A 10,584-nucleotide genomic window follows, 5' to 3' on the forward strand; every position below is an offset into this window, starting at 1 on the left:
CATGCCACCAGCCCCATGGACCTGCGTTCGGCCATGAACCGGTTCCTGTCCGAAGTGGGAATTACCTTCCGCCGGGACAAGGAAACCAGACGTCCACGGGTGAACAAACAGGACAGTTACCTGGACCGGGAACAAAAAGAAGCAGGGGAATATTACTACCTGAAAAGTTAGATACCTCCCCTCTTTGATAAATCCCCTATTTTCTTTATATATTTCCTATTTTTACCATTTTTTTATCCCTAACTAAATTAAATGTCTTGATTTAGATCTGTGCTTAATATAGGGTATTCAAATATAGGATTCAAATATAGGGGATTTAAACCACAACTTTTCATTTATTTAAGCCTTAAATAGAATTTTTTTAACCAGAAAAAGAATTTGTAAAGTTTATTTTAAGTTTAATCCACCTTTCTACCATTTTTAGCATCAATATAAATGTTGTTCAGAAATTTATGTTCTCGGGTATAGACTGGTACCTGCCAGGCATGGATCTTCTTGTAGGTGGTCCGGACTGGTTTTCCCAGGATAGTACCAGGCCCAGCATATTTTTTTGCCAGTTCACGGGCCTCATCAGCAGATATACCTGAGGTTAGGGGTTTGTTGTCTTCACCAGGGTTAGCAGAGGAGTCATGGGAATCTCCACGGGTGTTTACAGACGAGTTGTAAGTAGAATTAACATTAGCTGTGGCATTGGTATTGTTGGTAAGGTTAGTGGCGTTGTCACCGGATAAAGAGGGCTGTATGATGAATCCAGATGCTGTGACCATCAAACACGCCACTAAAACTATGAAAATAACCATTTTACTTCTATTCACATTAAACACCCTGTTTTTAACCGTGAATCTAATTTGATTGCAATAATCCCATTATAAAGTTTACCAATGTCTTAATTAAATTATGGTTGAAATCATGGTTAAAATCCAGAAGTTTTATTTAAACCAAGTTTATTAAAATCAGGGCAATTCATGCCAAAAATAGATAAAAAAGATTTATGAGGGGTTTTCAGGAAAAAAGGGATAAACCCTATTAAATTCTTCCTTTATTATTTAGAACCCTTCAAAGCTCCCATACCTTCCAGGAAACATTTAGCAAAGTACTCTACCTGGGTGGTGGGTATGGAGAAGCTCACCCGGAGGTAGCGGTGTCCAAATTTTTTACTGGTGTAGGATCCTTCCCTGGCAAATATCTTACGTTCTATGAGGTAGTCTGCCATTTCCCGGGGTGTTACTCCGGTGTCTATCATGTCAATGGCCATCATGTTCCCATCGGAGGGGTAGACTGCTATGTGGGCTCCGTCCACCTGGTCCACTGCCTGTTTGATTATATCCTGGTTCTGGCGGGTGGTGTTTTTAACCCGGTCAATCCATTTTGGTTTGGATTCTATGGCAGCCATGGCTCCGTTCTGAGCTATCAGGTTGGTTCCCAGGTCGTTGACCACAATGGTGCGTATGGAGTTGATGATCTCCGGTACCCCAATCACCGCACCGATTCTCATACCAGCCATTCCGTAGATCTTGGAGAAACTGTACACCGTGACGGTGTGGTCCGGGCAGACCTCGGCCATGAGCTGGTGATCATGGGCAAAATCACGGTAAGTGATGTCATGTAACAGGTAGATGTCATGATCCTCGGCAATATCCTTGAACTCCTTTCGTTCCTCTCTGGTGTAGGATGATCCCAGGGGGTTCAGGGGATCAACCAGGGATACCAGTTTGGTATTTTTATCCAGGTTCTCCCTTACGAGTTCTGGAGTTAACTTGTAACCGCATTCTTCATTGTAGATGGGTACAGATTTAACATGGTCCCCGAAACGACTGGCGAAGTTGTCAATGATAAGGTATCCCGGGTCACAGGTGATGGTGTTGTTTTCCGGCTCCAGGATGTCATTAGCACAGAGGTAGAGTGATTCTGTTGCCCCGGCAGTTATCAGGATGTCGTATTCACTGCCCAGTCCCAGGTCCTCCATGACCAGTTCTTTGAGGCGGGGAAAACCTTCTGGTGGAGGATATTTACAGTAATCGTTATCCTGTACACTGGCAATCATGGCTTCCATAACCCCATCCTTGTCATGGAGGTGGTTGGTGTTTTGACCCATCCAGATCATGTCCGGGTCATTGTAAACATAGTTAAAGAATTCGTTAGCTGTTTTAAAGCCCTTTGGCAATACTTTTGCGGCTTTAGCGTACTTTTTGGGTGAAATCATATCTCTCACAACACACATTCTCAAAATGTATCTTTTAGATTTAAAAATAGAGATTTAGAAATACCTTGGATTGTAGGAATCATCCCCAGAGGGTAGTTTTCTAAATTCCATGTGAATGTAAACCTGTATTATTCTCTCTTTGTGAATCTATATATCATTTTCAACTCACTTAATTTAAAATTATCTATACCCCTTACCGGAGACCACTATCCACAATGCGGAACCTGGTGCGCAGCCCTTCTGGTCGACTGCGGTGCCTTTTCAGGATGGCATACCTTTCCCCACTGACATCTCCCCTCTCCAGTTCCACCATGATCTTGCTTCGGTACTTTAAAATAGTTCCCCCCACGGGTTCCACCATTCCCTCCCCTTCAAAACTGGCGTAGACCTGGTTGGTGATCACCACGGCAATGTCGTGTTTACGGGCCAGTCTGGTTAAAAGACCCATTTGTCTTCCGAGTTCCAGGTTGATCTGGGACATTTCCCCGTCCCTAACCCGGTAAAGAGCCACGGCCGAGTCCAGGATGACCAGTTCCACTTTTTCTCCTGATTCCACCATTTTCTCAATTCTGCGCAGGACATTATCCTGCTCAGTAAAGGTTGAGGGCTCGAATACAATGATGTTAGGAGCCAGTTCAGCAAATTCAGTTCCTGAAATCTGTTTAACTCTTTCTATGGACAGACCACCTTCGGTGTCCACAAAAATACCGTTTTTACCGTTTTTAGCATTTTGGACCAGGAGGTTCAGGGCTATGTTGGTCTTTCCGGACCCTGGAGGTCCGTAGAATTGAGTCACACAACCTTTCTCTACTCCACCCCCAATGAGAGAGTCAATGGGTGATGAAGTGGATATTTTACCCTTTTCTTTCATGTTGGATAGAATTTCTGACATTACAACTCCTGCTACTTTTATTTAAATGGGTTATCTGTATAATTTTATTTTATAGGATTATTTTCCTTACTAGTATTTGGATTTAATCCCTATAATTTTTGCATACCCCGCCGGGGAGTTTGCACAAAATTTAATTAATAACTTATATGGTTTAAATATTATTATGGAATAGGGATAATTACTGAGGAATAAAAGAATATCCTTAAAAATTCAAGGATTAAAAATTCAAGAATTTAACCTTCCAGTACTTGGAGAAGTTTTTCCATCCCCGCACCTTCCCTCCTGATTTTGGGAGGGTTCACGGTAAGATCCAACACTGTGGAGGAGATTCCACCACTGCAGGGACCGGAATCAATTATGATATCGGGCTGATCCCCCAGTTCCCTTTGTACTTCCGTAGCAGATTTAGGAGAGGGATGACCAGAGAGGTTGGCACTGGTGGTGGTGATGGGAAATTCACGGGAAAGTTCTTGACATATAGCATTATCTGGTATTCTAACACCTATTTTATCCATTCCTGCTGTGATGAGGGAGGGAACTATTTCTTTCTTATTTAAAATAAGGGTGTAAGGTCCCGGGAGGATTTTCTGGATTATCTCCTCCTTATACTGATCCAGGTAGGTTATATTTTTGATGTCCTCTATGGTAGAGAGGCAGATTGAAACTGGCTTGTTTAAAGATCTTCCCTTCATATTGTAAACCTTTAAAACCGCTTCTTCACGGAATATACTGGCACCTAACCCGTATACTGTGTCGGTAGGGTAGACCACAGTTCCCCCACCACCTAGAGTATCCCTGATCAGGGCCATTTTCTCCTTTTCCGGATTTTCAGGATCAACTTTAATGAGTTTCATCTTTCATACCTTAAACTCCAAAGTATATATTCTTATAAAACCCATATTCGAAGTATGCTTAATAAACTTCGGCCCCAATTCCAAAGATTGATCAACCCCCTGGCAGGAAGAATCAGTTTGCACCCTAACATTCTAACGGTAATAGGGTTGTTAGTCAGTCTTTTTGCAGCCTACGCATTTGCACGTGGAAACCTCCTGGCAGGAGGTCTTTTAATACTCTTAAGCGGTTTTTTTGACGTGATTGACGGTGCTGTGGCCCGAAACAATAACACCAAAAGCAAGTTCGGGGGTTTCCTGGATTCTACCTGCGATCGCTTTGCTGACGCATTCATAATCATCGGTATCATCTACGGTGGATTCGTGAACTGGTTCTGGGGAATTTTAGCATTACTCGCCGCATTAAGTGTGAGTTATATCCGGGCTCGGGCCGAAGTAGAAGGAATTAAATGTGATGTGGGGATAGCAGAACGGGCCGAGCGCCTGTTTATAATTCTAGGCGGTGCCTTCATAGGTTACTTCACCAACCCCCAGTTGGTCATGACCCTGGCCATTCTCCTCATTGTGGTACTGGGATACATAACTGTCCTGCAACGTATCTATCACTCCTGGAAGGAACTTAAAAATCTTTAAAGAAAGCGAATACTTGAATTACCCATTAAATCTATATTAAAAGAAAATTTAAACATAATCAAGTGCTTTAGTGATAATATGGATGCAATAGAACGGATTGAGAAAGATTTAGAGCTTTTTGCAAAAAATATAAAAGAAGTGGAATCCATAAAAATCCATGACCGAGAAAAAAAAATCGTGGAAATGGCCCAGAACTACCGGGATGACACTGAGTACTACCTTAAGCAAAAGGATCATTTAACCTCTTTCGGTTGCATAACCTACGCACACGGACTTTTAGACGCAGTAAGGCTTCAGCACGACCTTATTATTGATGAATAATTAATTATAAGTTTGAGTAGTTTAAAGGGGAAAATACGAATTGAATACTAAAAAGAAGGTATTTAAATGAGGAAGATCTTTGGCAAAGAGTCAGAGGTGGAAAAACATTCCCGTGAGCATGTTGAATTAGTTTTTGAATGTGTTAAAAAGCTAAAAGAAATAATGCCACCCTTTTACATGGGAGAATTTGATATTTTAGATGCCAAAGTCATAGAAATGTCCATACTGGAAACTAAAGCCGACGAAGTTCGCCGGGTCATGGAGATTGAATTTTTCAAGGGAGCTTTCCTCCCCTTTGATCGTGAAGATCGGATAATACTGGCCGAACTGGTGGATAACGTTGCGGATATGACCCAGGAAGCAGCCTACGGAATAAGTCTAAGCAGGATCACCTTCCCCCCTCATTATAAGGATGATTTTGAGGAACTGGTAGATGAAGTTATAGATTCCATTGCTGTTTTAAAGGAATGCATTGAACTTCTGGATGTGGATCTTGGACAAGCCCTTAAAAAAGCCCATGAAGTTGAAGAAAGGGAAATTAAGGTGGATATGATAGAAAGACGCATCCTCAAAAAACTTTACCAGTCCTACCGTGATGAAGAATTTGGAATTCTGAGGTTACTCGAACTAAAAAACATGGTAACCCGTTTAGGAAACATCGTTGACCAGGCCGAAGATGCCTCTGACCGGGTGCCCATCATTGCCGCCAAAAGAAAAGGTTAATTGTGTTTATTCCCTAAATTTTTCTAAATCATCTCATCAAATGTATTATAACCACTTCCTTATCTAAATTATGGCATATAACGCCATTTATTAATTAAATAAACCCTAATTATTAAGAAAATTTCTCGAAATATGGAAGGGAATACATGAATTTTCAGGATCCTATTTTAACCGAAGCTAAAAAAGACTTCCAGTACCTTTTAGAGCGTGGTTTTCCCCGTACTGGGGCTCTGGAATATGTGGGTAACCATTACTTACTGGGAGATCTGGAGAGGAATTATCTGATTCGTACAGTGTTTCCTCGCGCAAAAATTGAAAGTCGTAGGAATAAATTAATTTTATTATCCGATATAAAGGGTAAAGATGTCCTCCTGGATGGTTACAATGTTCTTATCACTGTGGAAGCCCTTATACAGGGAGAAAAAGAAGTGGTAGTAAAATGTGAGGATGGAGTTATCCGGGATGTGAAGGCGGTCTTCGGGAAGTATAAAAAGAATGAAAATACAGCACCTGCCTTGAATTCTATCATTTCCCTGCTGAAGATCTTCAAACCTAAAGGTGTGTTCTTTTTCTTTGACAGTCCGGTGAGTTTAAGTGGGGAGCTGGCCAGGGCCACCCGGGAAATTTTAAACACACAAAAAGTGTCCGGTGATGCCCAGACCTCAGAAAATGTGGATTCTCAACTGATTAGTTTATCCCATGAAGTGGACGGTGTTGTGGCCACCAGCGATGGTATCGTAATGGACAAAGTGGATAAAGTGCTGGATGTTCCGAGTTATGTGTCTCGTTTAAATAGAGGTAAACCTGCAGTAAAATAAGTAATTTACTAAACGCGTAACAAAATAAAATTATTTATTAAGGTTAAGTAATTACTAAACCTGAAACAATCTCTTTTTCACCTTTTTTTAAAAATACAGTTAAATCTAGAAAAATAGTCAGGATAAAAAAATAAGGAAATTAAGGATATTTATTCAATATCCTCAAATCGGTTACCGAGTTTTTCCATTACACCAGGCAGTGTGGTGTATTCCATTTCATCAGCGGGTAACCTGTGTGGTTCGAATGGTCCGTGTCTCCTCATGTAATCGGCAATTTCGGAGGCCTGTGCCCGGGAACGGTCAAAAGCAGGGTCATCGAACATGTCAGCTGGGCCCACTAATTTACCATCGGCGATCTGGAATCCCAGGGCCATTACACGTGGTGGTCCGTCGAACCTGACTGGATAAGCGTTTTTCTGCCCTACGGGCATTAATGGTCCGTTGTGTGAACCTCTCATCCATCCTCCCACCAGGTGGGGGAAGGCGAATGGTTCTACAACTTCTCCTGCAGCTGGGAATCCAGATTGTGCCCGGACAATAGCCACGGGGTCGTCTTTTCCAACATATGAACCAGCCATGAGGTTTAATCTTTCGGTACTTATGGCTGCGGCGATTTCATTATCGTCCCTGCGGCGGATACGTTTTATGACGTATCGGTTGATGGTTCCCAGTAAAGCCAGTAAGTCGTACATTTCATCGGGACAAGAGAGTTTGACTTTTTTGTGTTCCATTACATCGAACACTTCAAATTCAAATCCATTGTGCAGTGATGGGTCGATTACCAAACCGGCAGTGGTGAATGGGTCTGCAAACATTTTAAACAGGGGCAGGTTAAATGCTCCGGGTTCGGTTTTGTCACAGCAGAACACCACTACGGGGTCGCTGGGCCTTTCTTTGAATTCCATTTCTGCACATCCGGGACCCATTCCTTTGATGTTTCCGGAGAAAGTATCGGATAGAAGGTCCTGACCGGCACCGTAGAGTTTCAGTTCTTTGGCAACGGCGGTTGCTTCGGTGAATGCCGTCCAGGCCATTTCGTGGATTTCTTCGTTTTCTTCACCCTGGGTGTGGGTCATGATGAGTTCTGTGTCGTCACCACAGTTGGTCACATAATAATCAATAAGAAGCTCTTCTTCTTTGGCTTTTCCTAAAATCTCTTCACATTTTTTTAATAATGCGGGATGTGCCAATCCGTGTCCTGCTATACTACCAACGTCTGCTTTTATTACACTAATGGTGGTTTTCATATTCTATGCACCTCCAAAAAAATCATGAACATCTAATGCGCATTTATTAGCTGTAAAGGGCTGTTCATGTTAATAATTATAATACCAGTCCTCACAAGGAAAACTAGACTTAGAAACAGATATGAGCTGTTCTAATAAAACCCTTTCTTATTGACAAATTATGAGGGGATGGGCATATAAAATTTACTATGCCCAGTTTAACCCTAACCTAGAATTAGTTTGGTGTTAACTTTTTTTGAAGTATTTTTTAACTGCCTGAGCCATCTCCATGGTGGTGGAAGTTCCTCCCAGGTCTGGTGTGAGAACAATTCCCTCTTCCAGTACTTTTATAAGGGCCTGTTCAAGTTTAAATGCTTCCTGGTGTTCTCCCAGGAACTGAAGCATGAGGCAGGCCGACAGGATCATGGCCGCGGGGTTGGCCACACCTTTACCAGCTATATCTGGAGCAGAACCATGAACCGGTTCGAACAGCCCATTGTCATCCCCAATATTCGCGGAAGGTGCCATTCCCAGACCTCCCACCAGTCCGGCTCCTTCATCAGATAGTATGTCCCCGAAAAGATTGGTGGTTACCACCACCTGGAACCGGTGGGGATCAGTGACCAGGAACATGGCCGCGGCATCCACATAGAGTTCATCAGTGGCAATATCACGGTATCCATCTTTTTCTTTGTATTCTTCTGCCACTTTCCAGAAGGAGTTTCTGAATACTCCATCACTTTTTCTTAACACGTTGGCCTTGTGCACCGCAGTGACCCTGGTTTTACCTCTATTTTTCGCTTCTTCAAAGGCCACTCTGGAGATACGCTGAGAAGCCTTCCGGGTGATAACTCGCAGGGCAGTGGCTCCTTCACTGGTGACTTCCTCAATTCCGGAGTAAAGACCTTCACTGTTCTCACGGATTATAAGGATATCCACATCACCGTACAGGGATTTCACACCTGGATAGGATTTGATGGGCCTTAAATTGGCATAGAGACCCAATTCTTTTCTGAGGGTCAATATTGAACTAGGAGTCTTTTGTTCGGGAACAGAGGTGATTGCTCCGAAAAGAGTGGCATCGGCATTTCTAGCTATTTCTAATGTTTCATGGGGTAAAGTATTCCCAGTTTCTTGATAACAGGCATATCCTGCCCGGGCTTCATGAAACTCAAACTCTAAATCAGAAGCTTTGAGAATATCCAGGGTAGCTTCCATAACCTCTGGTCCTATACCATCTCCGGGTATTACGGTTATTGTGTACATATCAATCCTCATGTTTTTTTTATTAAGTTATCCCCTTAACTCTTTTGAAGTTTAATTAATTATTTTTAACTGACATGACATAGTTAACCTCATTATCAAGTGCCACTCCTGGGAATAACCCCCGAACTAATTACCATTAAACAAAATAGGGAAGTTTTCTGGTGTGGCGAGTTATATATTTTCCCCAATAGGAGGCGGTGAGGGTAAACTATATGATGGAGTAAGGATATAATATATTTTCCTTAGGTTAACGCTTTAACCAAACCTAAGTAAAGTGTATTATATTTTAGAATTTATTACAACTTTTCAGGGGGATTTTTGGTTATGGAAGTTGAAAAAAACGTAGCAAGACTTATAGAAAATTTGAAAGATAACGATGAACTGGTACAAGTCCAAACTACTGAAATGCTGGTGGAAATTGGAGAACCAGCAGTGGATCAGCTTATAGACGCCCTGGAAGATGGAGATAAAAACATCCGACAGGGAGCGGCTAAAGTACTGGGACTTATTGGTGACAAAAAGGCTATAAATCCCCTTATAACCACTATGAAGGATGATAATAAGTGGGTGCGAAGGGCATCTTCAGGAGCCCTGAGTAATATGGGAGAATCTGCCGTGGACCCCTTAATCCAGACACTGGAAGATGACGACTGGAGGGTGAGAGGTGGAGCTGCCTGGGCCCTGGGTAACATAAAATCCCCTAAAGCATTAAACCCTCTAATTAAAGTCATGGACGATAGTAGTGGATTTGTAAGGGCCGGTGCAGTGATGGCCCTTGGAAACATTGGCGGGGAAAAGGCAGAAGAAGCCCTGGAAAAAGCCCGTAAAGATAAAAGCGGATATGTCCGCAGGGTAGCCCAGGACTTCCTGAATAAAGATTAATTCCCTTTTTTTTAATTTTTAAATTAGTAACTAAGAGATTAATTATAAATAATGAGATATACCAAGTAGTTTACCAGGATCAATGAATGGGGTGTGGAATGAAGGTTAGTGTAATTGGTGCATCGGGTAGAGTGGGTAAAGCCGCCGCTTTTAGTTTGGCTGAGGAAAGTGTGGTTAGTGAAGTGGTCCTATTAGCACGGGAAAAAAGTCTGGGCCGGATCCAGGGAGAAGCCCTGGATATGAACGATGCCATGGCTGCCAAGGATATCCGTGTGGCCATAACTCCCAGCTCTAATTTTGAAGATCTGGCCGGTTCTAAAATCGTGGTGATAACTGCCGGAGCCCCACGAACTTCAGATATGACCCGCATGGAAGTGGCCAAACCAAATGCTAAGATCATAGCCGAATATTCACGTTTAATTGCCAAATATGCTCCTGAATCCATAATACTAGTCATTACCAACCCGGTAGACGTTATGACTTACGTGGCCTACAAAGCTTCCGGGTTCCCCCGAAGCAGGGTCATAGGATTGGGAAACCACTTAGATTCCCTGCGATTGAAGAACCTCATCTCCAAACACTTCAACATCCATGTCAGTGAGATACACACCAGGATCATAGGGGAACACGGCGACCACATGGTGCTACTTCTAAGTTCCACTTCCATTGGGGGGATACTGGTTAAGGACTTCCCCCAGTACCAGTCATTCAATGTGGAAACCATTGTGGACAAGGTTAAAAACGCCGGTAGCTACGTAATTAACAAGAA

At 42.6% G+C, this 10,584-nt stretch carries 12 protein-coding genes; 6 read left to right on the top strand and 6 right to left on the bottom strand.

Annotated elements, in window-relative coordinates:
- Positions 1–398: 398 nt before the first annotated feature.
- From QC759_RS00180 to QC759_RS00195, 4 genes are all read right to left on the bottom strand, one after another.
- Complete coding sequence (locus QC759_RS00180) at positions 399–815, bottom strand: hypothetical protein (protein ID WP_048072233.1); 417 nt, start codon at positions 813–815, stop codon at positions 399–401.
- Positions 816–1,042: 227 nt separating this feature from the next.
- Positions 1,043–2,203, bottom strand: coding sequence for a pyridoxal phosphate-dependent aminotransferase (locus tag QC759_RS00185; protein ID WP_048072234.1), 1,161 nt, complete (start codon positions 2,201–2,203; stop codon positions 1,043–1,045).
- 193 nt (positions 2,204–2,396) lie between these two features.
- The gene (radB, locus tag QC759_RS00190) at positions 2,397–3,095 is read right to left on the bottom strand and encodes a DNA repair and recombination protein RadB (protein ID WP_048072235.1); all 699 of its coding nucleotides are present in this window, start codon (positions 3,093–3,095) and stop codon (positions 2,397–2,399) included.
- Positions 3,096–3,328: 233 nt separating this feature from the next.
- The gene (locus QC759_RS00195; protein WP_048072236.1) at positions 3,329–3,949 is read right to left on the bottom strand and encodes an L-threonylcarbamoyladenylate synthase; all 621 of its coding nucleotides are present in this window, start codon (positions 3,947–3,949) and stop codon (positions 3,329–3,331) included.
- A gap of 54 nt (positions 3,950–4,003) precedes the next feature.
- Here QC759_RS00195 and pgsA point away from each other — a divergent pair, with 54 nt between their 5' ends.
- From pgsA to QC759_RS00215, 4 genes are all read left to right on the top strand, one after another.
- The gene (gene pgsA / locus QC759_RS00200) at positions 4,004–4,579 is read left to right on the top strand and encodes an archaetidylinositol phosphate synthase (protein WP_048072237.1); all 576 of its coding nucleotides are present in this window, start codon (positions 4,004–4,006) and stop codon (positions 4,577–4,579) included.
- 78 nt (positions 4,580–4,657) lie between these two features.
- Positions 4,658–4,900 carry a DUF357 domain-containing protein gene (locus QC759_RS00205; protein WP_048072238.1) on the top strand — a complete coding sequence of 81 codons (243 nt, stop codon included), beginning with the start codon at positions 4,658–4,660 and terminating at the stop codon, positions 4,898–4,900.
- A gap of 66 nt (positions 4,901–4,966) precedes the next feature.
- Entirely contained in the window at positions 4,967–5,623 is a 657-nt protein-coding gene (locus QC759_RS00210; protein ID WP_048072239.1) for a TIGR00153 family protein, read from the top strand.
- A gap of 146 nt (positions 5,624–5,769) precedes the next feature.
- Positions 5,770–6,441, top strand: coding sequence for a DUF434 domain-containing protein (locus QC759_RS00215; RefSeq protein WP_048072240.1), 672 nt, complete (start codon positions 5,770–5,772; stop codon positions 6,439–6,441).
- A 149-nt stretch (positions 6,442–6,590) separates the two neighbouring features.
- Here the strand turns inward: QC759_RS00215 and fbp are convergent, their stop codons facing one another.
- Both fbp and QC759_RS00225 read right to left on the bottom strand, forming a co-directional pair.
- Positions 6,591–7,688 carry a fructose-1,6-bisphosphate aldolase/phosphatase gene (gene fbp, locus QC759_RS00220; RefSeq protein ID WP_048072241.1) on the bottom strand — a complete coding sequence of 366 codons (1,098 nt, stop codon included), beginning with the start codon at positions 7,686–7,688 and terminating at the stop codon, positions 6,591–6,593.
- Between the two features lie 225 nt (positions 7,689–7,913).
- Positions 7,914–8,933: an isocitrate/isopropylmalate dehydrogenase family protein gene (locus tag QC759_RS00225; RefSeq protein WP_048072242.1), complete on the bottom strand. Its 1,020-nt coding sequence runs from the start codon at positions 8,931–8,933 to the stop codon at positions 7,914–7,916.
- Positions 8,934–9,257: 324 nt separating this feature from the next.
- Here QC759_RS00225 and QC759_RS00230 point away from each other — a divergent pair, with 324 nt between their 5' ends.
- Both QC759_RS00230 and QC759_RS00235 read left to right on the top strand, forming a co-directional pair.
- On the top strand, positions 9,258–9,815 hold the full coding sequence (locus tag QC759_RS00230) for a HEAT repeat domain-containing protein (protein WP_048072243.1): 558 nt from the start codon (positions 9,258–9,260) through the stop codon (positions 9,813–9,815).
- Between the two features lie 98 nt (positions 9,816–9,913).
- On the top strand, positions 9,914–10,584 hold a 671-nt coding region (locus QC759_RS00235; protein ID WP_279844555.1), incomplete at its 3' end, for a lactate/malate family dehydrogenase.

This window comes from Methanobacterium formicicum, assembly GCF_029848115.1.
Classification (GTDB): domain Archaea; phylum Methanobacteriota; class Methanobacteria; order Methanobacteriales; family Methanobacteriaceae; genus Methanobacterium; species Methanobacterium formicicum.

What these genes read in the sequence shown, in the direction of transcription:
- radB (WP_048072235.1), bottom strand. Translation starts at nt 3,095, where the DNA reads ATGTCAGAAATTCTATCCAACATGAAAGAAAAGGGTAAAATATCCACT.
- pgsA (WP_048072237.1), top strand. Translation starts at nt 4,004, where the DNA reads ATGCTTAATAAACTTCGGCCCCAATTCCAAAGATTGATCAACCCCCTG.
- fbp (WP_048072241.1), bottom strand. Translation starts at nt 7,688, where the DNA reads ATGAAAACCACCATTAGTGTAATAAAAGCAGACGTTGGTAGTATAGCA.
- QC759_RS00225 (WP_048072242.1), bottom strand. Translation starts at nt 8,933, where the DNA reads ATGTACACAATAACCGTAATACCCGGAGATGGTATAGGACCAGAGGTT.
- QC759_RS00185 (WP_048072234.1), bottom strand. Translation starts at nt 2,203, where the DNA reads ATGATTTCACCCAAAAAGTACGCTAAAGCCGCAAAAGTATTGCCAAAG.
- QC759_RS00215 (WP_048072240.1), top strand. Translation starts at nt 5,770, where the DNA reads ATGAATTTTCAGGATCCTATTTTAACCGAAGCTAAAAAAGACTTCCAG.
- QC759_RS00205 (WP_048072238.1), top strand. Translation starts at nt 4,658, where the DNA reads ATGGATGCAATAGAACGGATTGAGAAAGATTTAGAGCTTTTTGCAAAA.
- QC759_RS00210 (WP_048072239.1), top strand. Translation starts at nt 4,967, where the DNA reads ATGAGGAAGATCTTTGGCAAAGAGTCAGAGGTGGAAAAACATTCCCGT.
- QC759_RS00195 (WP_048072236.1), bottom strand. Translation starts at nt 3,949, where the DNA reads ATGAAACTCATTAAAGTTGATCCTGAAAATCCGGAAAAGGAGAAAATG.
- QC759_RS00230 (WP_048072243.1), top strand. Translation starts at nt 9,258, where the DNA reads ATGGAAGTTGAAAAAAACGTAGCAAGACTTATAGAAAATTTGAAAGAT.